The sequence below is a fragment of the Stutzerimonas stutzeri genome (assembly GCF_038561965.1).
Lineage (GTDB): Bacteria > Pseudomonadota > Gammaproteobacteria > Pseudomonadales > Pseudomonadaceae > Stutzerimonas > Stutzerimonas stutzeri_AA.
In genome coordinates, this window is sequence record NZ_CP139348.1 from 4460783 (window position 1) to 4487458 (window position 26676).

Sequence of the window (26676 nt, forward strand, 5' to 3'; positions counted from 1 at the left end):
CGCCTCCTGCGGTTGCAGTAAGCCTGTCGCACCCTGCTGGCTCGCTCTACCTGCTGGTCAGCAGGTCCGCGTCACCAGCAGCGTTGCCCATGCACATGCCTTCTGCGGCGATCCGTGCCTGGACGACAGACCTACTGACGTCAAAGAAAGGGCGGCAGAGTGCGGATGTAACGAAATAGCGACAAGACGGGCAGGCGGGAACCAGGGTTGCAAAAAGATGCGTAGTCCTGCGCTGGAGAAAAGCCGTAACAGGCTGGAGTGCAACGACGCTCTTGCGCAGAGCCCCGCCCCATGTGGCCTACCGAGAGGAATCGCAAACGACCCGACCTTTGCTGGAGCGGATGCGCCTGGCTGGCCGCGCGGCGTGCCAGAGCATGGTCCCGACGAATGGCAGGAAACTACCAGCGTGTACGAAGGGTCACGCCGACACTCCTTGGATCGCCAGTCAACACGCCATAGTCACCGGCGCCAAGTTGCGCGTACACGGCAGTAATGTACTCGCGGTCAAACATGTTTCGAGCCCACAACTCGGTCTCCCAGCGCCTATCACTACGGCGGAGGCCCAGCCGGAGGTTGGCCAACGCATAGGTCGGCTGATAACTGCCGGGACCGCCCTCGAGCGTGCCGTAGTAGCCAGTGCGCAGGCTGTAATCAACGCCGCTGAACAGCTCTAGCCCTTGTTCCAGCGGATAGCGATAGTCGACGCCGGCCGTAGCGCTCCATTCCGGTGCATTGAACAGGCGTTTACCCGTCAAGTCGCAGGACCATTGCGCGCTGGTCGGCGAGCATGGTGCGTTGCGGAAGTCGCGATAGCGCGCATCGCTCCAAGCGATACCCAGCCTAAGGTCGACCCTTTCGCTTGCTCGCAGCAGTCCGTTCAGCTCAACCCCACGCAACCGAACCTTGCCTACGTTGATCAGGTTGTCGCGGATCGGCGGGGCATATTCGTTCACCGGGGCCCGGTTGGTCAGTGCCTGATAATCCTCCGCTTCAGCCTGGTATACCGCCATATCGAGCATCATGCGTTGGTTGAAAAAATCGCTCTTCAGACCGATCTCGAACGAGGTCACTCTCTCCGCATCGAAGGTGGGCTCGACATTCGGACCCACCACGTCGAGGTTTATGCCACCGGCCTTGTAGCCACGAGACCAGCTGGCATAGCCAAACAGGTTTTCACGCAACTGATAACCGACGGCCAATTGTCCCGACACATTGCTTTCGGCAATCGTATCGCGCCGGTAGTACTCGCCTCCCAGCGTCGTATCGCGCAGCAGGGTGCCGCCGATTTGCGAAACCAGGTCGGGGCCAAGCGGCGCCAAACCGGAAACACTGCGCGACAGCCAGCCCTGTTTGCGTTCACGGGTGTATCGCAGCCCTGGTGTTATCGATAGACGCTCGGTGGCGTGCCAAGTGACCTGGCCAAATATCGCGCGACTGTCGGTGCGCTGCTCTCCGTCGAACGCTTGCTGCGCCCCTTCGAGCAGCGACGCGGGAATCATTGCCGGGGTAATTCCAAGCAGATCAATTTCCGGCCGGTCGCCGAGGAAGTAGGCGGCGGCGTCTTCGCCGAAACGGACACCCACCTCGCGGTTCAGCTTCTGACGCAAGTAATACAGCCCCACTACGTAGTCGAACTGCTCGTTCGGCGAGTCGGCCAACCGCAGCTCCTGGCTGAGCTGATGGTGGTTGAGTTGCACTGCGACGTTTTTGGCGATGGAGAGAGGCGTCCCGTCGCCGTCCTGGTCGGCATCGTAGGTCCAGTCCCGGTAGCTGCTGATGCTGGTCAACATGGCCCCGCTATCCAGTAGTCGATTGAGCTCCAGCGTGACGCCTGTCTGCAGTGTCTTGATGGCGTTCGGCTCGTCCTGTTGCACGCGGCGTGCATAAGGATCGATGGGCAGCTGGCGGTGGCCAACAAAAGCAGCTCGCTTGCGGCTCGATTGGCTGTAGTTACTCGCGGTGAAGACGTTGCCCTGCTCATCCTGCCAGGCGTAATCGCCAATCAGACGGGCTGTGAATACCTCGTTGGGTTCCCATAGCAACTGCCCGCGCAACCCCTGCCGATTCTGGTCGCGCAGGTCAGCGCCACCATGGAGGTTGTCGATCACGCCGTCACGCTTGACGTCGTAACCGGTCAGGCGGCCTGCCAGCACACCGTCGATGAGCGGACCGGATACGGTCCCGCGATACTGGCGCAGGCCGTTCTCGCCTAGCGAGGCCTCGGCGGCGCCCTCCGCCTCGAACGTCGGCGCGCGGCTGGTAATGTTGATGGCTCCCGCCGTGGTGTTTTTGCCGTACAGGGTGCCCTGCGGCCCTCGCAGCACCTCCACTCTATCGATATCGACCAGATCGGCGAGCGACATCCCCTGCCGCCCGAGATACACACCATCGAGAAAAACTCCGACGCTGCCATCGATCCCGTCGTTGAAAGAGCTGGAGCCCAAACCGCGGATTCCATAACTGGTGTAGCGGGAATTCGGCACCGACACCAAGAGACTTGGAACTCGCTGCTGAAGCTCCTCCGTACGGAAGAGGCCGGCTTCGCCCATTTGCTCGCCGCTGACCACGCTGATCGCGATGGGCACCTTCTGGGCAGACTCCTCCCGGTGCCGCGCGCTCACCATGACCTCGTCCAGCACCAGCACGGCATCGCCATCGGGCTTATCGAGATGTTCCGCACCAGCAGATCCTGCCCAGAGCACGAACAACCAGCAAAGCGGGTGAGAAGATCGGTTATGAGTGTTTTTGGTCGACACATCACACCTCTGCCGATGGGCCGTAATTCGCCTCACCCATGTGAGAGCAAGTCAGCTGTTCGATCAGCGCGAGTATCTGGGAAGCGTCCGATGGCTTGAGCAGCACGGCGTCGAAGCTCAGGTGGTCGGGGTAATCCAGAGGCCGATGTGGCGGCGCGGAAGAGTAGAGCACGACCGGCAAAGATGGCCACTGCCCTCGTACGGCGGCGAGCAAAGCCCAGCCATCCGAACCCGGCATTGCCTGATCGCTGATGAGCAGATCACAGTCCGAACAGTGCAAATGCAGCAGCGCTTGCTGCGGATCGGCAACGGCGCTCACGTCGAAGCCATACCCGCCGAGCAAGTCGCTGAGCCATTCTCGGTTCTGCTCCACATCATCTACGAGCAGAATGCTCCGCCCTGTGCCGTCTACTCTGGCGATCTCGTATTCACCGAAACTCATATCGAGATCCTCCTCGCGAGCCACCGCGAACACCACCTCGAAGCTGAAACAGCTTCCGCATACGCGAGACTCATCCGACGACAGAGAACTGCCCATCTGCTGCAAAAGCTCGCTGACGATCGACAGGCCCAGCCCGCTACCGGTGTAACGTTCAACGCCATGCCCGCGGCTGAACGGCTGCAAAATCTGCTTGTGCTCGCCCGGCGCTATGCCAATACCGGTATCGCTGATGCTGAAGCGTAGGCACACAAATTCCTCGCTTGCTCGGATGCATTGCACATCGAGACACACCTGCCCATCGCGAGTGAATTTGGCAGCGTTCGCCAAAAGGTTGATCAACACCTGACGCAGGCGCCGGAAGTCGGCTTGCACCAAAGCGGGCAAGTGCGCGTCCAGGCGGCATTCGAACGAGTTGCTCTGCTGCGCAGCGAGAAAACCAGCCTCTTCCTCGATCTCCCGCAGGAACCCATACAGGTAGCCTGGCGCCAGAATGATCTCGAGCTGGTGGAGTTCGGTGCGGGAAAACTCCAGCAACTCATCGATCATTTCCAACTGCTGACGAGCATTGCGCTCGATCTTGCGTGGTACGTCCTGCGCCGACTCACATGGAATCAGCCGTGCGTAGTTGACGATACTGACCAATGGCGAGCGCAGATCATGGCTGATCCGTGCCATCAGCAGGCTGCGTGCCTTGAGCGACTCACGCAATTGCCCGGTACGGGTCGCCACCGTGCTTTCGAGCCGTTCGTATTCGGCCTTCTGCTGGTTGTCCAGGTCGACCAGGGCGCGCCGCTCCCGCTCACGGCTGCGGCCAACCTCCAGCACCAGCGTGCAAGCCAGGAGAAACAGACCCGGCAGGGTCGAGGGTACGCTTAGCCTGTCATCCACCGACTGCCAGGGCAGCAGCGCGACAGCCAGTAGGCGGATCAGGCCTTGCAACATGAGCAGCCCGCAGACCAGATAGACCAGCCAGCTGAAGGAGAAACCGCGGCGCCAGCCTGCCAACAGGGTTGCAGGGACCAGGAGATAGGTCACTTGACGAACATGCTCGATCAATGCCCGTCCCTGAATATGGTCTATCAGAACCCACAGATAGCAGCCGCCTATTAGCAGCATGAAAGCTGTGTAAGCCATGCCCCAGGCTTGGGGCAGCTGGCGCACATCGAGCAAGACGCGCAGGTAGGCGAGGAACAGGCAGTACTGCACCAGGCCAAGCAGCCACATGAGTCCGTAAGACCATGGGAGCAGCGATGGTAGATAGACGAGGTAGCCGTTGACCATGCTGACCAGCGCGGCGTAGCCCAGCACTGACAGTGCATGAACCGCCAACAGCTGCGAGCGCAGGATCCAGCCGACCACGAAGCTGAACGGCACCACCAGCAATGTCATGCCAAGCGTCAGACCGTCGAAGAGGTAACCATGTTGCCGATGATCGATGAGTCCAAGTTCCGACCATAACCGTGGCTCGATGATTACCGTCGAGCTACTGGCGACGCGCACCAGAACCGTCGCGTCCTCTGCAGAGTCCATTCTGAGCGGAAACGTGGGCTGCCGAGCGCGGACCGGCCACTGTTCGACGGGGTATCGACTCCCCGCCCGCATGACATCCCAGCCGTCGCTTCGGCTGATATGAACCTGAACGTCGGCCAGACGTGGATCACCCACAGTCAGCCAGCGCTGGCACTCCAGCGCGCTACCCTGCAGTTGAAAGCGCAGCCAGAAGGCTGAATCGCTGTAATGACGGGGTAGATTCTGCCGAGTGGCCGGAAGGAACGCGCGCTCCGATAGTGCGAGCACCTGATCGGCTGTCAATTTGCCGCCCGGATCTTCCAGCAGCTGAGCCTGACTAAGAGCGTCTTGACCAAGCTCCTGGCAGATCGGCTCAGCCTGGGTGAAGCCGACGACCGCCAAGAGCAGAAGCGCAAGCAGCCGCGACAAATACCGCGGCATCAGTCGATGTCGCCTTTAGCCTGCTGGCGGTACTGACTGGGCGTCAGGCCCTGTCGCTCACGAAACGCCGTGGTGAAGTTACAGGCACTGCGGAAGCCGACAAGATCCGCGATGTCCTGGATGCTGAGCATACTGTCGGCGAGCAATTCCTGAGCCTTACGCAGACGCGCCTCTCGCGCATAAGCGAAGACGGTAAGCCCCAGGTTTTCACGGAAGATGGTCGAGAGGCGCTTGTCGTGCGTACCGACCCGCCGGGCGATCTGCTCCAGCGACGGCAGCTCGGCCAGATTCTGCGCAATGAAACGCATGGCGGCTCGCAGAACGACCTGATCGGCATCCTGCGCCGGGACAGCCTGCTCGACCGATGCAGAGCTTTCCTCTCGCCAAGCCAGCTGCAGATGGATGCGAATCCGTGCCAGCACTTCCTCCGCCGCGAATGGTTTGAGAACGTAATCCACGCCCCCCAGACTCAACCCCTCCACTCTCTCCTGGAGCGCACCCGCCGAGGTGAGAAAGATGACCGGCACCTGCCGTGTGGCTGATGCCTCGCGCAGCAACCGACAAAGCGTGAAGCCATCCATGTCCGGCATGCGAACGTCGAGCATGATGAGATCCGGCCGCAGAGCCAGTGCTCGCTGGTACCCCTGACGCGCATCATGAGCAATCGTCAGCCGCCACGGCTCTGCTCTGAGCGCATTCAGGAGCGTACGAATTTCGTCCGGCGAATCATCGATGACCAGGATATGCGGCGTACGGTCACGGAGGGTCGTATCAAGCGTCATTTCCACTACAGCCCTGTGCAGAAGATTCCCTAAGCGTTCTGGCGCCAGCTCCGCTCACGCAAAGCCAGTTTCCGCTTAATCAAACGTACCGCTCGAAAAGGGGAAGTAAGATAGCGCAAGACAAGACGGTGAGACATGTACGACCGTTGCAGCAATGACAACCCAGCTTCCCATCTACGGTGCGAATATGTTGCAGGCCCATATGCTGAGCGACTTGTACTGGTTCACCTGCGTAATCGAAGCAGGTAGTTTTTCTGCCGCTGCAAGTAAAACCGGCACCGCAAAGTCCAGCCTGAGTCGAAGGCTGGCACAGCTCGAACAAGAGCTGGGCGTCCAACTGGTAAACAGGTCGAGCCGGGCGTTCTCCTTGACCTCGGTTGGTGAGCAGGTCTATCGCCACGCGCTGGATATGCTGGCCGCTGCAGAAGCCGCCGCGCACAGCGCACAGAAGACGCTGGGCAGTCCAAGCGGCACGCTTCGCCTGGCAGCCCCGGGGATACTTTCCGATTGGTTGTGCGAGTGCCTGCGCGACTTCAAAGCCCAGTACCCCAGGTCAACTACACCCTGATGCTGGCCGACGGGCAGGTCGAGCTCCGAGCGCAACGCCTTGACCTGTCTCTAAGCCTGGGGAGCGCCCCCCAGGACAGCAGCGACATCGTGGCCAGGCCAATGGCGCATCTGCAAAACGCCATCGTAGGCAGCCCTGTACTTGTGCAGCACCTCGGAACCCCACCTAGTACCGAGAACCTCCGGGATGAGGTGCTGCTGACTACCGGTTCCGCCGCGGCTCCCCATGCGTGGCATTTTGAGGGGCGTCAGAGAGCCATCAACAACCCGGCCATGTGCGCGGACCATTGGAGCACGCTACGTGATGCAGCCAAGGCCGGCCTAGGCCTGGCATGCCTTCCGGTCTACGCCTGCCGCTACGAACTGGCATCCGGAGCGCTGATAGTGGCGTGCCCTGAAGACCAGCCGATGCCCGTAACGCTCTACGCCTTAACGCCCTCCTACCGCAGCACTACCCAGACAACACGCTATTTTCTGGAGCATCTGCGGGCACGCTTGAACAACTCGGAAGATGAAGGCGTTGCGGCCGTAAATGCAGGGTTCCTCGAGCCGTTATGACTCCGCTGTAGATTGATAGCCCAAGGGCATTGGGAAAAATGCCGCGGCAGTCGATAAAAGCCAACATCGGTTGCCCCTGCCGCACCGGAACAGGAGCGCACCTGCGAGCCCCCGATCCTCTTTGTTCACGCATTGATGGGATCGTTTTCAACAATCGGGACCGAGCTCACTGCTAACTGCTGCCAGATATCGAAAAGAACGCGTTAGCGGCAAAAAAAAGCGCCCCCCCTGCTTGCGCCGCATCGAACGGCCTCCCCCCCCTGCGCTCTACATTCTCACCACAGCAGAGGAGACGCACATGAACAACTATCACATCAGTGCCACTGAATCGGGCTGGGAACTGCGCAAGCAAGGGGCGACCCGTGCCTCGAAAAGCGCTGCCACCAAAGATGAAATGCTGCATGTGACGGCGGCATTTCTCGAGGGCAGGACAGCGTCGGTGAAGGTTCACAAGAAGGACGGCAGCATCCAGGAAGAGCGCACCTATCCGCGCAGCGCCGACCCTCGCCGCAGCGAGGGCTGAGGCGCCAGTAGCAGGGGGCCATCACAGCCGGACTGCCAAGATAATCGCATCGCGTCATTTTGCCGTTCGGCATCCAGCCTGATGACGCGATGCCCCTGCCCCGCAGCAGTTCAGTCAATTAGAGCTTGGCAATCGACACCTCGGTTGATTTGACGAAGGCGATCACCTCGCTGCCAACACCGAGCTCAAGCTCCTTCACCGAGCGCGTCGTGATGACCGAGGTGACGATGCCGGCCGCAGTTTGTACATCTATTTCGGATAGAACATCGCCGTGAACGATTTCGCGAATCGTGCCCCTGAACTGGTTGCGTACGTTGATGGCTTTGATGGTCATGGATTTGCTCCTGCTGAATGATCGGGTTTGAGTTCAGAGCGCCCAGCGCAACTGGGTTGGCAATGGCGAAAGGCTTTGCGCCTGGGGCGGTAGCTCCGGCAGAGCAAGCACACGGTTGAGCACCTGGGCCTCGAGCGTCGCGAGGACAGCCGCACCGTGGTCGCGCGGGCGTGGCAGGTCGACATCGAGGTCCAGGCCAATCGCGCCATCCTCGATGAGAATCACCCGGTCGGCGACGGCCACTGCCTCGCTGACATCGTGGGTCACCAGCACTACGGTGAAGCCGTGCTGCTGCCACAGACGCTCGATCAGCCGTTGCATCTCGATGCGTGTCAGTGCATCCAGTGCGCCGAGCGGTTCGTCGAGCAACAGCAGCCGAGGTTGATGAATCAGCGCGCGAGCCAGCGCCACGCGCTGCTTCTGCCCACCAGACAAGGTCGCCGGCCAGTCATTGGCACGTTCGGCCAGCCCGACCGCTTCCAGCGCGGCGGCCGCTCTTGGTAGCCAATTACCGGTGAGCCCCAGCCCGACATTTTCGATCACGCGCTTCCAGGGCAGCAGGCGCGCATCTTGGAACATCAGTCGTACTTCGTCTCGGTGGTCTGCCAGAGCTACACCGGCAGAGACGATCTCGCCGCGACTTGGCTGATCCAGCCCGGCCAGCAGACGTAAAAGAGTGCTCTTGCCGCAGCCACTGCGCCCGACCACAGCGACGAACTGCCCAGCAGGTATTTGCAGATCGATGCCTTGCAGGACATCACGCTGGCCGAAGGCTTTGCCAATGCCGTCGATGGCCAAAGGAATGCCTCGATGAATGCTGCGCAGTGCGGTCATTGCACACCTGCCTTGGCCTGATAGGCCGGGTGCCAGCGCAGCCAAGCGCGTTCCAGTCCTCGTGCGGCGATGTCGGCCAGCTTGCCCAACACTGCATAAAGCAGGATCGCCAGCACCACCACGTCAGTCTGCAAGAACTCACGGGCATTCATCGCCAGGTAGCCAATGCCGGCACTGGCCGAGATGGTTTCGGCAACGATCAGCGTCAACCACATAAAACCCAGCGCGAAGCGCACACCAACCAAGATCGATGGCAGCGCGCCGGGCAGGATTACCTGGCGAAACAGCGCGAAACCGGACAGTCCATAGCTGCGAGCCATTTCCACCAATGCCGGATCGACGTTGCGGATGCCGTGATAGGTGTTCAGGTAGATCGGAAACAGCGTGCCGAGGGCAACGAGGAATATCTTTGCGCTCTCGTCGATACCAAACCAGAGGATCACCAGCGGTATCAACGCCAGGTGCGGAATGTTGCGGATCATCTGCACCGAACTGTCGAGCAGGCGCTCGCCCCATTTCGATAGCCCGGTGATGAAGCCAAGCAGCAGCCCGATGGCACCGCCGATGGCAAAGCCGACGCCGGCGCGCCAGCTACTGATGGCCAGGTGTGTCCAGATTTCGCCGCTGCGCAGCAGCTCCCAGCCAGCACTGAGTACTGCACTGGGCGCCGGCAAGATGCGCGTGGACAGCAACCCGAAGACCACGGCGCCTTGCCAAGCCGCAAGAAGCGCGACCGGCAACGCCCAGGGTGCCAGGCGTTGCCCAAGAGAATTAAAGGTCATGGTTTGCTCCGTACTCCAAATTTCGATGACGTAAATGTTTTGCGCTCAGTCGGTGTCACCAACGAGTAGCGATATTCCACCGTGGCCCCTGACAGCAGGCGAGGCCTTCGCTTCGTAGGGTGGGCTTCAGCCCACCAATGGATCGGTCACCGCAGAGGCGAACCAAAATCCCCCCCCACCGTGCTCATGAACGTCAGCTTGCCGCGGCAGCCTTTGGCAGGATGTCGCTTGAGATCATTTCGCCGAACGGGCTGACATAGCCTCGACTTTCCGGCCGTTGCGCCTCGGCGAGATCCAGGTGCGGGAACAGCAGTTCGGCGACGCGATAGCTCTCTTCCAGATGCGGATAGCCGGAGAAAATGAAGGTATCGATGCCCAGGTCGGCGTACTCCTTCACTCGCGCAGCGACCGTCGGGCCGTCACCGACCAGGGCGGTTCCAGCACCGCCACGCACCAGGCCGACACCGGCCCAGAGGTTGGGCGCGACGACCAGCTGGTCGCGCCGTCCACCATGCAACGCGGCCATCCGTTGCTGACCCACCGAGTCGAAGCGCGCCAGCGAAGCCTGAGCCCTGGCTACGGTGTCGTCGTCCAGATGGCTGATCAGCCGGTCGGCAGCGGCCCAGGCTTCTTCGTTGGTTTCACGCACGATCACATGCAGGCGGATGCCGAAGCGCACCGTGCGGCCATGCCGGGCGGCACGGGCGCGTACGTCGGCAATCTTTTCGGCCACCGCCTCCAGCGGCTCACCCCAGGTTAGGTACAGGTCTACCTGTTCAGCTGCCAACTCATGGGCCGCCTCGGACGAACCACCGAAGTACAGCGGCGGGCGCGGTTGCTGGATCGGCGGATAGAGCAGCTTGGCGCCCTTCACCTGCAGATGCTTGCCCTCGTAGTCGACGGTTTCACCCTCCAGCACGCGCCGCCAGATGCGGGTGAATTCCACCGAGGCTTCATAGCGTTCGGCATGGCTGAGATTGAGCCCATCGCCGGCCAGCTCATCCGGGTCGCCGCCGGTGACCAGGTTGAACAGCGCCCGGCCGTTGGAGAGCCGGTCCAGAGTCGCCGCCTGCCGCGCCGCCACGGTCGGCGATATGATTCCCGGGCGTAAGGCGACGAGAAACTTGAGGCGTTGCGTCAGCGGAATCAGCGATGCAGCCACCAGCCAGGAATCCTCGCAAGAGCGTCCGGTCGGGATCAGTACGCCGCCGTAGCCAAGGCGGTCGGCGGCCTGGGCGATCTGGGTGAGATAACCGTGATCGACCGCGCGGGCGCCTTCGGCGGTCCCGAGGTACTTGCCGTCACCGTGAGTGGGCAGAAACCAGAAGATGTTCAGGCTCATGAATATGGCTCCGTGTTGCCATGGCCCGCCGCAGCGAACCGGGTATGGATAGGGGTTATTCCGCGTGCTGCGCGATGCTCTTTGGCGGTGTCCAGATCACGTCCTGAATGACGAGCTTTCTCGGAATGAGCCTGAGATCGGTGAAGGTGTCGGCGATATGCTGCTGCGCACGCACAACCGATGAACTGATCGGCTTAGCGCCGTAGCCCTGGCGGATCACCGCCTTGCGGGTAATCGCGCTGGACAGACCGAGCAACGGCGCCACCTGGGCGGTGGCTTCGTCAGGGTTCGCTTCCACCCAATGGCCGATATCGCGGATTTCCTCAATCAGCGTGGTGACCACTTTGGGATGGTTCTCAGCAAATGGGCGTGCCGCCAGATAGAACTGGTGGTTACTGACCAGTCCCTGGCCGTCGCGCAAGGTGCGCGCCTGCAATTGCGCCTCGGCGGCCGCCTGGAACGGGTCCCAGATCACCCAGGCATCGACACTGCCGCGCTCGAACGCTGCGCGAGCATCCGCTGGCGGCAGGTAGACCGGCTGGATATCACTGTATTTGACCTTCGCCGACTCCAGGGCGCGCACCAGCAGGTAGTGCACGTTGGAGCCCTTGTTCAGCGCGATCTTCTTGCCCTTGAGGTCACTCAGCGAACGAATCGGCGAATCCTTCGGCACCAGGATGGCTTCGCCGGAGGGTGCTGGGGGCTCGTGTGCCACGTAGAGCAGATCGGCACCGGCGGCCTGAGCGAATACCGGTGGCGTCTCGCCGGTCACCCCGAAGTCGATGGAGCCGACATTGAGCCCTTCAAGCAGTTGCGGGCCGCCCGGAAACTCGGTCCAGCGGACCTCGAAGCCTTGCTCGGCCAGCTGTTTTTCCAGCGTACCGCGCGCCTTGAGCAGCACCAGCGTGCCGTACTTCTGATAACCGATGCGCAGGACATTCTCCTGCTTCGGTTTGGCCTGAGTCTGGGTAATCGCGCCGAAGGAAATGGTCGCGGCAAACAGGGCGACCAGTCCTCGACGCAAGGTATTGGTGCGCATGGCACTCTCCTTGACAGTCTTGAGTTTGGATTTACGACCTGCTTGCCCGTTGGCGGGCGAGTAAGGCGGGTAGCGGCAAGGTGCCGCCGGGTTCAGCTTTGCTTACTTACGGTTTGAAACCTGCAGCGTGGCTAGATACTCCAGCGCGTGTCGGTCAGGCTGGCCTGCAACAACTTCGGATCGAGCGGCTGCGGCCGGCGGGCCAGCGCGGCGTACAGTTGCTGCAGTGACTCGTCCAGACGCTCCTGCAGCTCGGGCGCCAGGCTGGCCGGGCACTCACCCTCGGCATAGCGGATCTGCGCGTCGACGGCATATACACCGTGGAGCAATTCTTGCGCCTTGAGTGCGGACAGCACCGGCTTGAGCGCGTAGTCCACTGCCAGCATGTGCGCCACGCTGCCGCCGGAAGCCAGCGGCAACACGACCTTGTGTGCCAGCGCGCGCTCAGGCAGCAAGTCCAACAGCGTTTTCAGTGCGCCGGAAAACGAGGCCTTGTACACCGGAGTGGCGATCAGCAAGCCGTCGGCCGCTTCGACATGTTCGATGAAACGCAGCACCAGCGGGCTGTCGAAGCGCGCATGTAGCAGATCGGCCGCATCGAAGTCGCGTATGCCGTAGCTAACGACCTCAATGCCGCGTTCGCGCAGCCAGCTCCCGGCAACATCCAGCAGCACGCCGGAACGCGAGCGCTGGCTGGGGCTACCAGCAAGAGAAACGACCAACATACTGGCGTCCTTCTGGATCAGCGATTGGGCTGCGGGGTCAGTCGCAGGTACGGCTTCACGGCGCGATAGCCTTTCGGGAAGCGCTGCTTGATTTCTTCCTCGTCCTTGAGCGAAGGCACGATCACTACCTCGTCGCCGTCCTGCCAGTTGGCCGGGGTGGCGACCTTGTGGTTGTCGGTCAGCTGCAGCGAATCGATTACCCGCAGGATCTCGTGGAAATTGCGCCCGGTGCTCGCCGGGTAGGTGATGGTCAGACGCACCTTCTTGTTTGGATCGATGACGAACAGCGAACGAACCGTCAGCGTGTCGTTGGCGTTCGGGTGGATCAGGTCATACAGCTCGGAGACCTTTCGGTCGGCATCAGCCAGGATCGGGAAGTTGACCCGGGTGTTCTGCGTCTCGTTGATGTCGTCGATCCACTTGATGTGGGAATCCACCGGGTCCACCGACAGGGCAATGGCTTTAACGTTGCGCTGGGCGAATTCGTCCTTGAGCTTGGCGGTGAAACCGAGCTCGGTGGTGCACACCGGCGTGAAGTCGGCGGGATGGGAGAACAGTACGCCCCAGCTATCGCCGAGCCATTCGTGGAAACGAATGCGGCCTTCGCTGGAGTCCTGTTCGAAATCGGGGGCGATATCGCCGAGGCGGATACTCATCTTGTCTTCTCCTTTGCGTGAGTTGCTGCGTTTGCCAGTGGTGCCAGCCGGCGCTCAAGCGCTCCGACGGGCCTGCTGCTCGATACGGTTTTGCAGGCGGTACAGAAAAGCGAAGCCCTGCTCCCAACGATGATGTCCCGAGGTGACATTGATATGCCCGGCGCCAGACAGGATCGTGGTCTCGCTGCCCCAGTCGCCGCCCATTGCGGCGGCTCGCGCGGCGCTGGAAGCGTTGTCGTTATCCGAGCCGACCAGTTGGCTGGCGAACGGCAATGGCTGGCGTGAGATCGGCGCGAAACTTCGCAGGGGTTGCGGGCAGCCGCTGCGCTCGACATCGGCGGGCGCAACCAGCAGCGCACCGCGAACCCGGTCCAGCAGCTCCAGCGGGGCGTGCGCCGCCCAGTGCGCAACGGTGATGCAGCCCAGGCTGTGCGCCACCAGGATGACCGGCTCGGTACTGGCGGCAACGCTGCGCTCCAGCTCGGCGACCCAGTCTTCCCGTCGCGGCGCTATCCAGTCGCGCTGCTCGACCCGGGCGCTGTTGGGTAACGTGCGTTGCCAATGGGTCTGCCAGTGCTCGTCGGGCGAGCCATACCAGCCCGGCACGATCAGATAATGGATGGATTCGCTGCGCATGTTCGGCGCCTCCTGCAAGTCATGGCAGCCAGTCTAGGCAGATGCCGGACCCACTTAAAAAGAATAAGAAATTATTTGATTATTCTATTTATGCATATGCGATCTCAGTGTAGCTCTTCGGTGCTTTATTCCTAAATGATCTATAAATGTTCTTAAACAATATTTTTAAGAATATTTCAGGTGCGCCTAGTATCTGCCCCACGCCTTACTGGCTACGGCTGTGTGGCCGTCACGAAGGCTTTCACGGAGAGAGAAAAATGACCGCGACTGTTCGCAACCTCGAAGGTCAGGACGAAGCCAGCATCCTGCGCGAGATCCACAACGCCCTGCACGGCCTCAAGTTCGGCTCGGTTGAGATCACCGTGCATAACGGCCAGGTGGTGCAGATCGAGCGCAAGGAAAAATTCCGTCTGCAGCCGACAAACAAGAACACCTGATCCCTTCATAACCCGATTCACCAGCCCGACTGGACCACCGGAGGGCGTGAACATGAGAAGAGCCATAAGCATGAACACGCACCGGTACTGCAGCTGTCGTCCGCGAATGCGGAACTGAAAGCCCCGACACCGAATTCAGTAATAGCCAACACCAAATCGATCTGTTTTCAGGAGCTGCACCATGTCCATTCGCCGTTTCGCTCTCGCCGCTCTGGCGAGCGCGCTGATCGGTGGCCACGCGCTGGCCGCCGATACCCTGCTCAACGTGTCCTACGACCCGACACGCGAGCTCTACGTGGAATTCAACGAAGCCTTCAACAAGCACTGGCAGGCCCAGGGCCACGAGCCAATCAAGGTCCAGCAGTCCCATGGCGGCTCCGGCAAGCAGGCCCGTGCCGTCATCGATGGTCTGCGCGCCGATGTGGTGACACTGGCCCTGGCTGGGGATATCGACGAACTGCATCGCCTCGGCAAGCTGATTCCCTTGGACTGGCAAACCCGTTTGCCGGACGCCAGCACGCCCTACACCTCGACCATCGTGTTCCTGGTGCGCAAGGGCAACCCGAAGGGCATCGTGGATTGGGACGATCTGATCAAGCCGGACGTCGAGGTGATCACGCCGAACCCGAAAACCTCCGGCGGTGCGCGCTGGAACTTTCTTGCCGCCTGGGCCTACGCGCAGCAGAAGTACGGCACCGAGGGGCAGGCGCAGGAATTCGTCGGGACGCTGTACAAAAACGTGCCCGTGCTGGACACCGGCGCCCGCGGTTCGACCGTCACCTTCGGCAACAACGGTATCGGCGACGTGCTGCTGGCCTGGGAGAACGAGGCCTTCCTGGCGCTGAAAGAACAAGGTGGCGAGAACTTCGAGATCATCGCGCCCTCGCTGTCGATCCTCGCCGAGCCGCCGGTCGCGGTGGTCGACAAGAACGTCGAGCGCAAGGGCACGCGGGCGGTCGCCGAGGCCTACCTGAACTACCTGTACAGCGAGGAAGGGCAGCGCATCGCGGCGAAGAACTTCTACCGGCCGCGCAACGAGGCCGTGGCCGCCGAGTTCAAGGAGCAGTTCCCGGCGCTGAAGCTGGTCACCATCGACGGGGATTTCGGCGGCTGGAAGACCGCGCAGCCGAAATTCTTCAATGATGGCGGCATCTTCGACCAGATCTACCAGACGCAGTAAGCCGTGGCTTCGTAGGGTGGATCGCGCTTCATCGATCCACTATCGCCCACCGGAGAGGGCCGCCGGTGGAAGTAAAAAGCGACTTCCACCCTACACGCTGCGCTCGTGACGCTTCAGCCGAAACATCGCGTACGTAGGGTGGATCACGCTTCATCGATCCACCATCGCTCCCGCTCGGAGGGCGATGGTGGATGTAAAAGGCGACTTCCACCCTGCACGCCCTCGTGACGCTTCCGCCAGTCGCTCGAATAAAAGGCAACTTCCATGTCCCGATCTACCTCCGTCATACCCGGCTTCGGGCTGACGCTGGGCTACACCCTGGTGTACCTCAGCCTGTTGGTGCTGATTCCCCTGGGTGCGCTGTTTCTCAAGACCACCGAACTCTCCTGGGCGCAGTTCATCGCCATCGTCAGTGCGCCGCGTGTACTGGCGGCACTGAAACTCAGCTTCGGCACCGCCTTCGTCGCCGCGGTACTCAACGGCATCATCGGCACGCTGCTGGCCTGGGTGCTGGTGCGCTATCGCTTTCCTGGCCGCAAGATCATCGAGGCGATGATCGATCTGCCCTTCGCCCTGCCCACCGCGGTGGCCGGCATTGCGCTGACCGCGCTGTACGCACCGAACGGGCCGATCGGTCAGTTCGCTACCGACCTGGGCTTCAAGATTGCCTACACCCCGCTGGGCATCACCCTGGCGCTGACCTTCGTCACCCTGCCCTTCGTGGTGCGCACCATCCAGCCGGTGCTGGCCGACATCCCGCGTGAAGTCGAGGAAGCCGCAGCCTGCCTCGGCGCGCGTCCGCTACAGGTGGTTCGTCACGTGCTGCTACCGGCGTTGCTTCCCGCCTGGCTCACCGGCTTCGCCCTGGCCTTTGCCCGCGGCGTCGGCGAATACGGCTCGGTGATCTTCATCGCCGGCAACATGCCGATGAAGACCGAGATCCTGCCGCTGCTGATCATGGTCAAGCTGGACCAGTACGACTACGCCGGTGCTACGGCAATCGGCGTGCTGATGCTGGTGGTGTCGTTCGTCCTGCTGCTGCTCATCAACCTGTTGCAGCGCCGCATTGCGCATTCTTGAAGAGGCCACCGACATGACTTCCGCTTCCCTATCGGTGACCGCAAACACCACCGCCAATGCCACGCGCCGCGGCAACGCGCTCGGCCGTCGGCTATTGATCGTCGCTGCCTGGCTGGTCTTCGCGCTGTTTCTGTTGCTGCCGCTGCTGATCGTCGTCAGCGAGGCGTTGAAGCAGGGCTTCGGCACCTTCTTCAGCGCAATCTTCGAACCCGACGCCCTCGCCGCGCTCAAGCTGACGTTGCTCGCCGTGGGCATCTCGGTGCCGCTGAATGTGGTGTTCGGCGTCGCCGCCGCCTGGTGCGTGAGCAAGTACGAGTTCCGCGGCAAGAGCCTGCTGGTCACGCTGATCGACCTGCCGTTTTCGGTCTCGCCGGTGATCGCCGGTCTGATCTACGTGTTGCTGTTCGGCGCCCAGGGCTATTTCGGCGAATGGCTGAATGATCGCGACATCCAGATCATCTTTGCCGTGCCGGGCATTGTGCTGGCAACGCTGTTCGTCACCGTGCCCTTCGTCGCCCGCGAGCTGATCCCGCTGATGCAGGAACAGGGCAGCACCGAAGAAGAAGCCGCGCGGCTTCTCGGCGCCAGCGGTTGGCAGATGTTCTGGCACATCACCCTGCCGAACATCAAATGGGGCCTGATCTACGGCGTGGTGCTCTGTACCGCGCGGGCAATGGGTGAGTTCGGCGCGGTATCGGTGGTGTCCGGCCACATTCGCGGGCTGACCAACACGCTGCCGCTGCACGTCGAGATTCTCTACAACGAATACAACCATGTCGCCGCGTTCAGCGTGGCCAGCCTGCTGCTGGCCCTGGCGCTGGTGATCTTGCTGCTCAAGCAGTGGAGCGAGTCGCGTATCGCCCGCCTGCATGCCAATGCCGAGGAATGACCATGTCGATCGAAATCAGCAATATCAACAAGCGCTTCGGCCAGTTCCAGGCATTGAACGCGATCAATCTGCACATCCAGAGCGGCGAGCTGGTCGCCCTGCTCGGCCCGTCCGGCTGCGGCAAGACCAGCCTGCTGCGGATCATTGCCGGCCTGGAAACGCCGGACAGCGGCAGCATCGTGTTCCATGGTGAAGACGTCTCCAGCCGTGACGTGCGCGACCGCAACGTCGGCTTCGTCTTCCAGCACTACGCGCTGTTCCGCCACATGACCGTATTCGACAATGTCGCCTTCGGTCTGCGCATGAAGCCGAAGAAGCAGCGCCCGAGCGACGCGGTAATCGCCGAGAAGGTGCACGAGCTGCTCGGCCTGGTGCAGCTCGACTGGCTCGCCGACCGTTACCCGGAACAGCTCTCCGGCGGCCAGCGCCAGCGCATCGCCCTGGCCCGCGCGCTGGCGGTGGAGCCCAAGGTGCTGCTGCTCGACGAGCCCTTCGGCGCGCTGGACGCCAAGGTGCGCAAGGAGCTGCGTCGCTGGCTGGCCCGCTTGCATGAAGACGTCCACCTGACGTCGGTGTTCGTCACCCACGACCAGGAAGAAGCGATGGAAGTCGCCGACCGCATCGTGGTGATGAACAAGGGCGTGATCGAGCAGATCGGCACGCCGGTGGAGGTCTACGCCAACCCGGCCAGCGAGTTCGTCTATCACTTCCTCGGCGACGCCAATCGTCTGCAGCTGGACGATGAACGCAGTGTGCTGTTCCGCCCGCACGAAATTTCCCTGAGTCGCGAAGCGGTCGCCGAGCACCTGGCCGGCGAAGTGCGTGATATCCGCCCGCTCGGTGCGCTGACTCGGGTCACGCTAAGGGTGGCCGGCCAGGCCGAGCCGATCGAGGCGGAAGTCGGCAACGACCACGCCAGCCTGGTCGGTGTGCAGCGCGGCGCGACACTGTATTTCCAGCCCAAGGGCCAGCCGATAAAGCCCGCGTCGGTACTTCAGGCCGGCTGATGCGCCGCGTTACACGCTGAAATAACGCCGAGCGACGGAAGTCACTTGGCCTCGATGGACAACTGCCGCACCCTGTCGGCAGTCGTCCTTCTCAGCGAGGCCTCCCGATGCGCATCACCCTGTTCAGCAGCAAGCCCTACGATCGCGACAGCTTCCAGACCGCCAATCAGACCCATGGCTTCGAGCTGCACTTTCTCGAAGCCCGCCTCGACCCGGATACCGCCGCGCTGGCGGCTGGGGCCGAAGTGGTTTGTCCGTTCGTCAATGACGTGCTGTCAGCGCCGGTGCTGGAGAGGCTCGCCGCTGGCGGCACGCGCCTGATCGCCCTGCGTTCGGCCGGTTACAACCACGTCGACCTGCCGTGTGCCAAACGCCTCGGTCTGCCTGTAGTGCGGGTGCCGGCGTACTCGCCGCATGCGGTGGCCGAACACACCGTAGCGCTGATTCTCGCGCTCAACCGGCGCCTGCCGCGCGCCATCAACCGCACCCGCGAAGGCAATTTCTCGCTGCAGGGGCTGACCGGCTTCGATCTGGTCGGCAAGCGCGTTGGCGTGGTCGGCAGTGGGCAGATCGGCGCCGTGTTTGCGCGGATCATGCTCGGCTTCGGCTGCGAAGTGCAGCTGTACGACCCCTATCCGAACCCGGAGCTGGAACGCCTCGGCATGCGCTACGTTCCGCTCGATGAGTTGCTCGCCAGCAGCGATATCGTCAGCCTGCACTGCCCACTCACCGCGCAGACCCACCACCTGATCAACCAGCAAAGCCTGGCAACCATGAAGCCGCGGGCCATGCTGATCAACACCGGCCGTGGTGCGCTGATCGACACGCCGGCGCTGATCGGCGCGCTGAAGAGTGGCCAGCTCGGCTACCTGGGCCTGGACGTCTACGAGGAAGAGGCCGGGCTGTTCTTCGAGGACCACTCCGGGCTGCCGCTGCAGGACGACGTGCTGGCCCGGCTGCTGTCGTTCCCCAATGTCATCGTCACCGCGCACCAGGCGTTTCTCACCGATGAGGCGCTGGCCGCCATCGCCGGCACCACGCTGAACAATGTCGCCGCGTGGCAGGCCGGGCAGAACAGCAATCAGGTCAGCGATTAACGATCCAGCTGGCGCAGCCGGGCTTCGAGCAGATCAGGAAAGCGCTTGAACCAGGTCTGGTTCAACGGCGAGGGATGCGGCAGCGGGTGCAGGGTGAAGGCCCGCCCGAGGCCTTGCGCGTCCTGCAGCTCGACATCGAAGCTGGCGCTGAAGCGCTCTTCGCGCTGCCAAAAGGCCTCCAGGCGTTGGCGCTCCCCGCGCGGCTGGTCGATGCCGAACCAGAGAAACGCCTCGCGGCCGAGCGTGACGATATGCCGGCCCCGCCAGCTATCCACCAGCAGCTGACGCATCAGCGGGTGGAAACGGCGCTTGACCGCCATCGACCAGGCCTTGTTGCCGACCGGCTTGTACGGCACGGTGTTGATCCAGAAGTAGCGCCGCCCCAGCGCCCGCCCGGCTTCGAAATCCGGCATCTGCTCACCGTGCAGGTGCCGATAAAGCACACGCCGGACGATCTGCCCGCCAGAGCCGATGAAGGGCTCGCCATGGCGAACCTCCTCGCGGCCTGGGTCACGACCGAAAAAGCAGATCGGTGCGTCGGCGTCGCCAAGACCGATGATCGGCTCCAGAGGATCGCGGCCAAAAGCCTGGTAAACCTCCAGGTCGATGCCTTCCGTCACGGCGGCGCATTCCCGTAATGCCTGGCGTATCTCGGTTGGCAGGGTCATCGCGTGCAGCTCAGAAGTCGTTTTCGTCGACCAGTTCGACTGCCGCCGCGTCCAGCGCATAGGCGGCGTCGGCCAGGTCGTTGCTGACCGGCTCGATCTGCAGGCGGCCATCGACCCACAGCGGCGAGTAGATATCCTCCAGGGTGATGCCTTTCGGATAACGCACCAGCACGATCTGGTTCGGCGGCGGTGGCGGCACGTGGATGCAGGCGCCCGGATAGGGCACCAGGAAGAACTCGGTGCTGCGCCCGCGTTCGTCGCTTTCCAGCGGCACCGGATAGCCGCCGAGACGGATCTCGCGGCCGTTCAGTTCGGCGACGGTCTTGGCCGAGTACATCACTGCCGGCAGACCGGCCTCCTGCTTCAACCCGCCCTGATCACTGAAACCCAGGTCTTCAGGCGTCGCGTGGTCGATCTCGGGCATTTCCTCCAGAGCCTGACGATCCTCGGGCGGCATCAGCTCGAGCCAATCGAGTTCCGACGGAGCGGCCTGGGCGTGGGAAGCGAATGCGAGACAGCAAAGCAGCGAAAGAAGGGATTTGCGCATAAGGCAACTACATCAGAAGGGAACGGGGCCGCAGGGCGCGGCCCCGTGGCGGATCAATGCTTGCGGCTGGTAACCATGCCGTAGATGACCAGCAGGATGATCGCACCGACCACGGCGCCGATAAAGCCCGCGCCTTCGCCCGCCTGGTAGAGGCCGAGCGCCTGGCCACCGTAGGTCGCCAGCAACGAGCCGCCGATACCCAGCAGGATGGTCATGATCCAGCCCATGCTGTCGTCGCCGGGTTTCAGGAAGCGTGCGATGAGGCCGACGATCAGGCCGATGATGATGGTGCCGATGATGCCCATGGATGAATCTCCTCAGGTCCGAAAGGTAGGTAACCCATCCGACCCGAGAGCTCTGCCACCGTTCGCCGTCGCCGGACGGCCGGGCTTCAGGAATGGGGAATCAGTGTTTCCACAGCAGTGATCTGCCGGTCCAGCGTGGCGCGATCCGGGCAGCGCAAGGTCGCGTGACCCACCTTGCGGCCGGCCTTGAAGGCCTTGCCATAGTGGTGCAAATGGCAGTCTTGGATGGCGATCACCTTTTCCACCGGCGGCACTTCGCCAATGAAGTTGAGCATGGCGCTCTCACCCAGCTTGTCGGTCGAACCCAGCGGCAGGCCGGCGACGGCGCGCAGGTGGTTCTCGAACTGGCTGCACTCGGCGCCTTCGATGGTCCAGTGCCCGGAGTTGTGCACACGCGGCGCGATCTCGTTGGCCTTCAGGCCGCCATCGACTTCGAAGAACTCGAAAGCCAGCACGCCGACGTAGTCGAGATGCGTGAGCACGCGACCGACGTAATCCTCGGCCAGTGCCTGCAACGGGTGATTACTGCTGGCCACCGACAGCCGCAGGATGCCGCTCTCGTGGCTGTTGTGCACCAGCGGATAGAAACAGGTTTCGCCGTCACGGCCACGTACGGCGATCAGCGAAACTTCACCGGTGAATGGCACGAAGCCTTCTAGGATGCAAGGCACGCTACCCAGCTCGGCGAAGGCATTGCTGACGTCCGCAGGCTTGCGCAGCAGCTTCTGACCCTTGCCGTCGTAGCCCAGGGTGCGGGTCTTGAGCACGGCCGGCAGACCGATGCTGGCCACGGCGGCGTCGAGATCGGCCTGCGATTGGACATCGGCGAATTCCGGGGTCGGAATGCCGAGGTCCTTGAACATTGATTTCTCGAACCAGCGATCACGGGCGATACGCAGCGATTCGGCGCTCGGGTAGACCGGCACGAACTGCGAAAGGAAGGCCACTGTTTCGGCTGGCACGCTCTCGAACTCGAAAGTCACCAGGTCCACTTCGTCGGCCAGCCGGCGCAGGTGATCCTTGTCGTCGTAGTCGGCACGGATGTGCTCGCCCAGTGCCTGGGAGCAGGCGTCTGGTGCCGGGTCGAGGAAGGCGAAGTTCATGCCCAGCGGGGTACCCGCCAACGCCAGCATACGGCCCAGCTGGCCGCCACCGATCACACCAATTTTCATATCAACGGCCCTTCAGTAGGCGGCAGATCAAGCGCACGCGTCGCGCGGCGCAGGAAAGCAAGTTTATACCCGCCGGCCGGGCCCCGCCGCGTCTGGCGAGGGCAGCCGACACAGACGGCTCAGCCGCGCGGGTCCGGGCAATCCAGGACGTTCTGGGTCTGCTCATCGCGGAATTTCTTCAGCGCCTGGTGATACTCGGGGAATTCATGGCCGATGATGCTCGCCGACAACAGCGCGGCGTTGATCGCGCCGGCTTTGCCGATGGCCAGCGTGGCGACCGGCACGCCGGCCGGCATCTGCACGATCGATAGCAGCGAATCGACACCGGAAAGCATCGACGACTGCACCGGCACGCCAAGTACCGGCAGGTGCGTCTTGGCGGCACACATGCCCGGCAGGTGGGCAGCGCCGCCAGCGCCAGCGATGATCACGCGCAGGCCGCGGGCTTCGGCCTGTTCGGCGTACTGGAAGAGCAGGTCCGGGGTGCGGTGGGCGGAAACCACCGTCACTTCGTGGGGGATGCCCAGCTTCTCCAGCATGTCGGCGGTGTGGCTCAGGGTGGACCAGTCGGACTTGGAGCCCATGATCACGCCTACCAGTGCGCTCATCGTCGTGCCTCTCATCGGGCGCCCGCGGGCGCGTCAATAACAACAAACCACGCAAAAGAGCGTGGCCTGGATGGTCGGCAAACGGCATCGGCCGCTCGCGCGAAAGCCGCGCAGTATAGCGCAAGGCGTGACCGCCCAGTACCCCGCGCGGTCGGGCACTACTGCAGCTGCGCCGGCACCACCCGCGGCAGTTCGATCCAGAAGCGGCTGCCCACGCCCGGCTCGCTGTGCAGGCCCAGCTGGCCGCTCATCAGGCGGGCGAACTCCAGGCACAGCGACAGGCCGATACCGGTGCCCTGGATCATGCTGTTTTCCCGACCGAGCCTCTGGAACGGCTCGAATACCTGCGCCTGCTGTGCAGGATCGATACCCAGGCCGGTGTCCTCGACCAGGAGGCGCACGTGCCCCGGGCTGGTTTCGGCACGCAGGCTGATATGGCCATCAGGGATGTTGTACTTCATGGCGTTGGAAAGCAGATTCAGCAGCACCTGGCGCAAACGCCGCGGCTCGGCGAGCACCAGCAGATGCTCATCCACCGGCACCACTTCCAGATGCAGCCCGCGCTGCTGGATATCGAGCGAGATCAGTTCGGCGCATTCGCGCATCAGGCCACAGACATTGACCGGTTGCAGCTCGAGCTGCGCAGGCTCGTTCTGCAAGCTCGACCACTCGAGGATCTCCCCCAGCAGCTGGTTGAGATGGCGGCTGGCAAGCAGGATCTCATCCAGATACTCCGCCGCCTCGGATTGGCTCTCGTCGTCACAGTCCATGCGCATCAACTGGGCGAAGCCGAGGATTGCATTGAGCGGCGTGCGCAGTTCGTGGCTGATGCCCGAGAGCAGTCGCCCCTTCGCCTCGCTGGCGGCCTGCGCCTGCACGGTCGCCGTGCGCAGCTCCTCCTCGACCCGTTTGAGCGCATCGATATCCACGTGCGTGCCGGCCAGCACCTTGGCCACACCGGTATCCGGGTCATGCTCGAGCACACGGCCACGGCTGAGCAACCAGCAATACTGCCCCTGCGTGTCGGCGAAGCGGTACTTGGCCTCGTAGCGTTGCTGCAAGCCCAGGCCTACCCGCTCGAGCTGGGCCAATGCCTGCGGCAAGTCGTCCGGATGGATTCGGCGGCGGAACTCGGCGTCGCTGAGTTGCCCAGAGGGCAGGCCGAAGCGCGTCACCATGCTGCCGCGCATGCGCAACGTGTGGTTGGGCATGTCGTATTCCCAGAGGCTCTCGGTGGCGCTTTCCAGCACCAGCTCCAGGCGCCGCTGCGCCTCCCAACGTTCGGACTCGCTATAAGCCAGGCGGCTGCCGATGTCCTGGGTATGACGGGACATCTCATCGAGTTCGAGGATTTGCGCATGCACCGGCTCAGGCCGCCAGCGCCCCAAGCCGATGTCACCGAGCATCCGCGAAATGCCGGCGATCGGCGTCAGCAGCGCCTGGCTGAGCTGGCGTGCGCGCAGCCACATGAGGGCGAAGAAGCCGATGTAGAACAACACCAGCCCGGCGATCAGCAGATAGCCAATCTGTTGATAGCGGCTGGCCAGGGCGTTGGTCTGGCGGAAAACCGCAACCTCGTCGATCACCGCCAGCAGATGCCAGCCGGTCTGCGCCACGGTGGTCCAGGCCACCAGTTGCGGACGACCGCCGAGCATCACCTGCTGCACGCCACTGCTGGCACCTGAAATGGCGGCGGCCAGGTCGGCCGTTTCGGGGCGGCGATCGAGCCGGAAGTCTTCAGGCTTGAACATCTCGCTGCGAATCGCGTCCAGGTACGGGTGATCGGTCAGCTCGGCCAGGCCGAAATCCTCTTCGCCGGGCTCCGGGAGGGCCATGATCGTCAGGTCGCTGCTGACCAGCATGGCGTAGCCGCCCCAGGGCACCTGCAACTGGCCGATCTGCTCGAGGATGCCGCTGACGGTGATGTCGATGCCGACCACCCCCTCGAGGAAATCGCCGCTATACACCGGAGCGGTCGCCGACATCATCCAGCCGTGGCCAGCCGGGTCGAGGTAGACATCGGTCCACACCACGCCACGCGACGGGTTGTGCTCGGCATCCGCCAGGTAATAGAAGTTGTACCGGGGGATATCCATGTCCGCCGGGTACTGATCGAGGGTGAAGAACCACGGATAGATATGGTTGAAACTGTCCCAACTGTTGAAATACAGGCTGGCAACCAGCGGATTGCGCGCCTCGATCTCCTTCATCAGCGGTTCCAACTGGCGCAACCTGGCGATCTTTTGCAGGTCGTGCTGCTCGGCCGGCGTCGCGCCGGAGTAGAACACCGCGGCCCCGCCATCGTCGTCAGGGCTATAGCGCACGCCATCGGCACTCAGGGCCAAGGGAGGCAGTCGTCCGGGCTTGCCGTCGTGCAGAGCCTGCGCAGTGAGGTTGCGGTACAGCTGCGTGAGCGAGCCGACCTGGCTGAGCTGCTCGCTGACCAGACGCGATTCGAGGCTGACTGCGGCCTGCAGATCGTTGAGGGCGGTCTCGCGCAGATGATCGATCTGCGCGTCACGGATGGCGTTATTGGTCAGCAGATAGATCGCGATCAGCGCGGTCTCCACCAGCATTAGCGGAATCAGCGCGCTGCGAACGAAGGCCCGCCATATCCATTGACGCAGGCCGATTGGCTTTGGGGTGGGCACGAATGGGCTCCAGCGGCCGCGCAAGGCGAATGTCAGCAATAGGCGCGGCTGGGCGACGATCATAACATCGCCGCCACGACAACGGCCCAACGCGCAAAGCGCTAGGACAACAAGCCGCTGCCTTGGCGTTGCTCAATCCGACACAGCAGCGCGGCCCTCCAGCCTCCGCCAAAGCAGCCGCACCGCCCCCTTGCGCATCAGCGAACAGCGGTATAGGCGAATTTCCAGCGGTACGCGCCACTGCTCGCTGCCACAGATCGCCAACTCGCCGCGCTGCAGTTCCGGCTCGACGCTCAGGCGTGGCACCCAGGCGATGCCGAGCCCCTGCAGCGCCATGCTTTTCAGGCTGTCGGCCATGGCCGTCTCGTAGACGGTGGTCGAGCGCAACGCGCGCTGGCGCAACAGCAGGTTCACCGATCGCCCGAGAAAGGCGCCGGCGCTGTAGGCCAGCAGCGGCACGGTCTGCCCGCTGTCGACGTCGTACAGCGGAACGCCATCGGCACCCGCCGCGCAGATCGGCAGCATTTCAGTGCGCCCCAGGTGCAGCGAGGGGAACAGCTCCGGGTCGAGCTGCAGCGCGGCGTCCGGGTCGTAGTAGGCGAGGATCAGGTCGCAGCCGCCTTCGCGCAGCACATGCACGGCCTCGCCGACGTTGGTAGCGATCAGCCGGGTGGCGATGTTCAGCCCGTCGTTGCGCAGGCCGCCGATCCACGCCGGGAAGAAGCCCAGCGCCAGCGAGTGCGCCGCGGAAATCTGCAACACCTCGCCCTGCTGGCCTTCCACATGATGCAGATGGCGCACCACCTCACCGAGCTGCTCGACCATGTTGCGCGCACTGACAAGGAACAGCTGACCGGCCTCGGTCAGCTCGATCGGCGTGCGCGAACGGTTGATCAGCTGCAGACCAAGCGCCTCCTCCAGTGAGCGTATCCGCCGGCTGAACGCGGGCTGCGTGACGAAGCGACGTTGTGCCGCCTGGGAGAAGCTGCGGGTCGCTGCCAGCGCAATGAAGTCTTCCAGCCACTTGGTTTCCAGATTCACCTGAACATCCCTCGATACGATTCCGACCGGCGCGAAGTCACACCTGCATTATGCCGTTTCGGCATAGG

28 protein-coding genes are annotated in these 26676 nt (G+C 62.8%); 10 read left to right on the top strand and 18 right to left on the bottom strand.

Annotation, left to right across the window (positions count from 1 at the left end; all coding sequences use genetic code 11):
• Positions 1 to 398 precede the first annotated feature (398 nt).
• The 3 genes from SM130_RS20600 to SM130_RS20610 are packed head-to-tail and all read right to left on the bottom strand — an operon-like array spanning position 399 to position 5861.
• Positions 399 to 2792 (bottom strand): TonB-dependent receptor, encoded by a 2394-nt coding sequence (locus tag SM130_RS20600; protein WP_342369067.1) that lies wholly within the window; start codon positions 2790 to 2792, stop codon positions 399 to 401.
• Positions 2758 to 5148, bottom strand: a complete 2391-nt coding sequence (locus SM130_RS20605) for a hybrid sensor histidine kinase/response regulator (protein ID WP_102826697.1) — start codon at positions 5146 to 5148, stop codon at positions 2758 to 2760. Before SM130_RS20605 ends, SM130_RS20600 begins: the two co-directional genes overlap by 35 nt.
• Positions 5148 to 5861 (bottom strand): response regulator transcription factor, encoded by a 714-nt coding sequence (locus tag SM130_RS20610; RefSeq protein ID WP_256044966.1) that lies wholly within the window; start codon positions 5859 to 5861, stop codon positions 5148 to 5150. Before SM130_RS20610 ends, SM130_RS20605 begins: the two co-directional genes overlap by 1 nt.
• On the opposite strand from SM130_RS20610, the gene SM130_RS20615 reads away from it, so the two are divergent.
• The 4 genes from SM130_RS20615 to SM130_RS20630 all read left to right on the top strand — a co-directional run bounded on the left by SM130_RS20615 (position 5805) and on the right by SM130_RS20630 (position 7578).
• Positions 5805 to 5963 (top strand): hypothetical protein, encoded by a 159-nt coding sequence (locus SM130_RS20615; RefSeq protein WP_256044967.1) that lies wholly within the window; start codon positions 5805 to 5807, stop codon positions 5961 to 5963. The two genes, SM130_RS20610 and SM130_RS20615, sit on opposite strands and share 57 nt — an antisense overlap.
• A gap of 121 nt (positions 5964 to 6084) precedes the next feature.
• Positions 6085 to 6498 carry a LysR family transcriptional regulator gene (locus tag SM130_RS20620; protein ID WP_102826695.1) on the top strand — a complete coding sequence of 138 codons (414 nt, stop codon included), beginning with the start codon at positions 6085 to 6087 and terminating at the stop codon, positions 6496 to 6498.
• Complete coding sequence (locus SM130_RS20625; RefSeq protein ID WP_181019297.1) at positions 6450 to 7055, top strand: LysR substrate-binding domain-containing protein; 606 nt, start codon at positions 6450 to 6452, stop codon at positions 7053 to 7055. The genes SM130_RS20620 and SM130_RS20625 overlap by 49 nt, the downstream gene beginning before the upstream one ends.
• A 298-nt stretch (positions 7056 to 7353) precedes the next feature.
• A complete protein-coding gene (locus tag SM130_RS20630; protein WP_102826693.1) occupies positions 7354 to 7578 on the top strand; it encodes a DUF2188 domain-containing protein in 225 nt (74 codons plus the stop codon).
• A gap of 118 nt (positions 7579 to 7696) precedes the next feature.
• Here the strand turns inward: SM130_RS20630 and SM130_RS20635 are convergent, their stop codons facing one another.
• From SM130_RS20635 to SM130_RS20670, 8 genes are all read right to left on the bottom strand, one after another.
• Positions 7697 to 7912: a TOBE domain-containing protein gene (locus tag SM130_RS20635; RefSeq protein WP_102826692.1), complete on the bottom strand. Its 216-nt coding sequence runs from the start codon at positions 7910 to 7912 to the stop codon at positions 7697 to 7699.
• 33 nt (positions 7913 to 7945) lie between these two features.
• Positions 7946 to 8746 (bottom strand): aliphatic sulfonates ABC transporter ATP-binding protein, encoded by an 801-nt coding sequence (gene ssuB / locus SM130_RS20640; protein WP_102826691.1) that lies wholly within the window; start codon positions 8744 to 8746, stop codon positions 7946 to 7948.
• Positions 8743 to 9528: an aliphatic sulfonate ABC transporter permease SsuC gene (ssuC, locus tag SM130_RS20645; protein WP_102826690.1), complete on the bottom strand. Its 786-nt coding sequence runs from the start codon at positions 9526 to 9528 to the stop codon at positions 8743 to 8745. The genes ssuB and ssuC overlap by 4 nt, the downstream gene beginning before the upstream one ends.
• A gap of 193 nt (positions 9529 to 9721) precedes the next feature.
• Complete coding sequence (ssuD, locus tag SM130_RS20650; RefSeq protein ID WP_102826689.1) at positions 9722 to 10870, bottom strand: FMNH2-dependent alkanesulfonate monooxygenase; 1149 nt, start codon at positions 10868 to 10870, stop codon at positions 9722 to 9724.
• A gap of 55 nt (positions 10871 to 10925) precedes the next feature.
• Positions 10926 to 11909 carry a sulfonate ABC transporter substrate-binding protein gene (locus SM130_RS20655; protein ID WP_102826688.1) on the bottom strand — a complete coding sequence of 328 codons (984 nt, stop codon included), beginning with the start codon at positions 11907 to 11909 and terminating at the stop codon, positions 10926 to 10928.
• Positions 11910 to 12040: 131 nt separating this feature from the next.
• Positions 12041 to 12634 carry an NADPH-dependent FMN reductase gene (ssuE, locus tag SM130_RS20660; protein ID WP_102826687.1) on the bottom strand — a complete coding sequence of 198 codons (594 nt, stop codon included), beginning with the start codon at positions 12632 to 12634 and terminating at the stop codon, positions 12041 to 12043.
• Positions 12635 to 12651: 17 nt separating this feature from the next.
• Positions 12652 to 13290, bottom strand: a complete 639-nt coding sequence (locus SM130_RS20665) for a peroxiredoxin (protein ID WP_102826686.1) — start codon at positions 13288 to 13290, stop codon at positions 12652 to 12654.
• 54 nt (positions 13291 to 13344) lie between these two features.
• The gene (locus SM130_RS20670; RefSeq protein ID WP_102826685.1) at positions 13345 to 13926 is read right to left on the bottom strand and encodes an alpha/beta hydrolase; all 582 of its coding nucleotides are present in this window, start codon (positions 13924 to 13926) and stop codon (positions 13345 to 13347) included.
• A 257-nt stretch (positions 13927 to 14183) separates the two neighbouring features.
• Here SM130_RS20670 and oscA point away from each other — a divergent pair, with 257 nt between their 5' ends.
• From oscA to SM130_RS20700, 6 genes are all read left to right on the top strand, one after another.
• The gene (oscA, locus tag SM130_RS20675; RefSeq protein WP_102826684.1) at positions 14184 to 14363 is read left to right on the top strand and encodes a sulfur starvation response protein OscA; all 180 of its coding nucleotides are present in this window, start codon (positions 14184 to 14186) and stop codon (positions 14361 to 14363) included.
• Positions 14364 to 14544: 181 nt separating this feature from the next.
• Positions 14545 to 15543 (top strand): sulfate ABC transporter substrate-binding protein, encoded by a 999-nt coding sequence (locus tag SM130_RS20680; protein WP_102826683.1) that lies wholly within the window; start codon positions 14545 to 14547, stop codon positions 15541 to 15543.
• A gap of 264 nt (positions 15544 to 15807) precedes the next feature.
• Positions 15808 to 16623: a sulfate ABC transporter permease subunit CysT gene (gene cysT / locus SM130_RS20685; RefSeq protein WP_102826682.1), complete on the top strand. Its 816-nt coding sequence runs from the start codon at positions 15808 to 15810 to the stop codon at positions 16621 to 16623.
• 13 nt (positions 16624 to 16636) lie between these two features.
• The gene (gene cysW / locus SM130_RS20690; RefSeq protein ID WP_102826681.1) at positions 16637 to 17512 is read left to right on the top strand and encodes a sulfate ABC transporter permease subunit CysW; all 876 of its coding nucleotides are present in this window, start codon (positions 16637 to 16639) and stop codon (positions 17510 to 17512) included.
• A gap of 2 nt (positions 17513 to 17514) precedes the next feature.
• The gene (locus SM130_RS20695) at positions 17515 to 18519 is read left to right on the top strand and encodes a sulfate/molybdate ABC transporter ATP-binding protein (RefSeq protein ID WP_102826680.1); all 1005 of its coding nucleotides are present in this window, start codon (positions 17515 to 17517) and stop codon (positions 18517 to 18519) included.
• Positions 18520 to 18626: 107 nt separating this feature from the next.
• Positions 18627 to 19616 (top strand): 2-hydroxyacid dehydrogenase, encoded by a 990-nt coding sequence (locus tag SM130_RS20700; RefSeq protein ID WP_102826679.1) that lies wholly within the window; start codon positions 18627 to 18629, stop codon positions 19614 to 19616.
• On the opposite strand, the gene SM130_RS20705 is transcribed toward SM130_RS20700, so the two are convergent.
• The 7 genes from SM130_RS20705 to SM130_RS20735 all read right to left on the bottom strand — a co-directional run bounded on the left by SM130_RS20705 (position 19613) and on the right by SM130_RS20735 (position 26608).
• On the bottom strand, positions 19613 to 20284 hold the full coding sequence (locus SM130_RS20705; protein ID WP_102826678.1) for a uracil-DNA glycosylase family protein: 672 nt from the start codon (positions 20282 to 20284) through the stop codon (positions 19613 to 19615). The genes SM130_RS20700 and SM130_RS20705 overlap by 4 nt on opposite strands.
• A gap of 10 nt (positions 20285 to 20294) precedes the next feature.
• Positions 20295 to 20831: a DUF3299 domain-containing protein gene (locus SM130_RS20710; RefSeq protein ID WP_102826677.1), complete on the bottom strand. Its 537-nt coding sequence runs from the start codon at positions 20829 to 20831 to the stop codon at positions 20295 to 20297.
• Between the two features lie 53 nt (positions 20832 to 20884).
• Positions 20885 to 21136: a GlsB/YeaQ/YmgE family stress response membrane protein gene (locus SM130_RS20715; RefSeq protein WP_003297756.1), complete on the bottom strand. Its 252-nt coding sequence runs from the start codon at positions 21134 to 21136 to the stop codon at positions 20885 to 20887.
• An 86-nt stretch (positions 21137 to 21222) separates the two neighbouring features.
• Complete coding sequence (locus SM130_RS20720; protein WP_102826676.1) at positions 21223 to 22308, bottom strand: 5-(carboxyamino)imidazole ribonucleotide synthase; 1086 nt, start codon at positions 22306 to 22308, stop codon at positions 21223 to 21225.
• 119 nt (positions 22309 to 22427) lie between these two features.
• On the bottom strand, positions 22428 to 22916 hold the full coding sequence (gene purE / locus SM130_RS20725) for a 5-(carboxyamino)imidazole ribonucleotide mutase (protein ID WP_181019296.1): 489 nt from the start codon (positions 22914 to 22916) through the stop codon (positions 22428 to 22430).
• Between the two features lie 158 nt (positions 22917 to 23074).
• Positions 23075 to 25567 carry an ATP-binding protein gene (locus SM130_RS20730; RefSeq protein ID WP_102826724.1) on the bottom strand — a complete coding sequence of 831 codons (2493 nt, stop codon included), beginning with the start codon at positions 25565 to 25567 and terminating at the stop codon, positions 23075 to 23077.
• Positions 25568 to 25699: 132 nt separating this feature from the next.
• Positions 25700 to 26608, bottom strand: a complete 909-nt coding sequence (locus SM130_RS20735) for a LysR substrate-binding domain-containing protein (RefSeq protein WP_102826674.1) — start codon at positions 26606 to 26608, stop codon at positions 25700 to 25702.
• Positions 26609 to 26676: the final 68 nt, after the last annotated feature.

Bases quoted from the DNA above. Each gene is read 5' to 3' on its own strand.
- SM130_RS20605 (WP_102826697.1), bottom strand. From the start codon at position 5,148: ATGCCGCGGTATTTGTCGCGGCTGCTTGCGCTTCTGCTCTTGGCGGTC.
- SM130_RS20615 (WP_256044967.1), top strand. From the start codon at position 5,805: ATGAGCAATCGTCAGCCGCCACGGCTCTGCTCTGAGCGCATTCAGGAG.
- SM130_RS20620 (WP_102826695.1), top strand. From the start codon at position 6,085: ATGACAACCCAGCTTCCCATCTACGGTGCGAATATGTTGCAGGCCCAT.
- SM130_RS20630 (WP_102826693.1), top strand. From the start codon at position 7,354: ATGAACAACTATCACATCAGTGCCACTGAATCGGGCTGGGAACTGCGC.
- SM130_RS20635 (WP_102826692.1), bottom strand. From the start codon at position 7,912: ATGACCATCAAAGCCATCAACGTACGCAACCAGTTCAGGGGCACGATT.
- ssuB (WP_102826691.1), bottom strand. From the start codon at position 8,746: ATGACCGCACTGCGCAGCATTCATCGAGGCATTCCTTTGGCCATCGAC.
- ssuC (WP_102826690.1), bottom strand. From the start codon at position 9,528: ATGACCTTTAATTCTCTTGGGCAACGCCTGGCACCCTGGGCGTTGCCG.
- ssuD (WP_102826689.1), bottom strand. From the start codon at position 10,870: ATGAGCCTGAACATCTTCTGGTTTCTGCCCACTCACGGTGACGGCAAG.
- SM130_RS20655 (WP_102826688.1), bottom strand. From the start codon at position 11,909: ATGCGCACCAATACCTTGCGTCGAGGACTGGTCGCCCTGTTTGCCGCG.
- ssuE (WP_102826687.1), bottom strand. From the start codon at position 12,634: ATGTTGGTCGTTTCTCTTGCTGGTAGCCCCAGCCAGCGCTCGCGTTCC.
- SM130_RS20665 (WP_102826686.1), bottom strand. From the start codon at position 13,290: ATGAGTATCCGCCTCGGCGATATCGCCCCCGATTTCGAACAGGACTCC.
- SM130_RS20670 (WP_102826685.1), bottom strand. From the start codon at position 13,926: ATGCGCAGCGAATCCATCCATTATCTGATCGTGCCGGGCTGGTATGGC.
- oscA (WP_102826684.1), top strand. From the start codon at position 14,184: ATGACCGCGACTGTTCGCAACCTCGAAGGTCAGGACGAAGCCAGCATC.
- SM130_RS20680 (WP_102826683.1), top strand. From the start codon at position 14,545: ATGTCCATTCGCCGTTTCGCTCTCGCCGCTCTGGCGAGCGCGCTGATC.
- cysT (WP_102826682.1), top strand. From the start codon at position 15,808: ATGTCCCGATCTACCTCCGTCATACCCGGCTTCGGGCTGACGCTGGGC.
- cysW (WP_102826681.1), top strand. From the start codon at position 16,637: ATGACTTCCGCTTCCCTATCGGTGACCGCAAACACCACCGCCAATGCC.
- SM130_RS20695 (WP_102826680.1), top strand. From the start codon at position 17,515: ATGTCGATCGAAATCAGCAATATCAACAAGCGCTTCGGCCAGTTCCAG.
- SM130_RS20700 (WP_102826679.1), top strand. From the start codon at position 18,627: ATGCGCATCACCCTGTTCAGCAGCAAGCCCTACGATCGCGACAGCTTC.
- SM130_RS20705 (WP_102826678.1), bottom strand. From the start codon at position 20,284: ATGACCCTGCCAACCGAGATACGCCAGGCATTACGGGAATGCGCCGCC.
- SM130_RS20710 (WP_102826677.1), bottom strand. From the start codon at position 20,831: ATGCGCAAATCCCTTCTTTCGCTGCTTTGCTGTCTCGCATTCGCTTCC.
- SM130_RS20715 (WP_003297756.1), bottom strand. From the start codon at position 21,136: ATGGGCATCATCGGCACCATCATCATCGGCCTGATCGTCGGCCTCATC.
- SM130_RS20720 (WP_102826676.1), bottom strand. From the start codon at position 22,308: ATGAAAATTGGTGTGATCGGTGGCGGCCAGCTGGGCCGTATGCTGGCG.
- purE (WP_181019296.1), bottom strand. From the start codon at position 22,916: ATGAGCGCACTGGTAGGCGTGATCATGGGCTCCAAGTCCGACTGGTCC.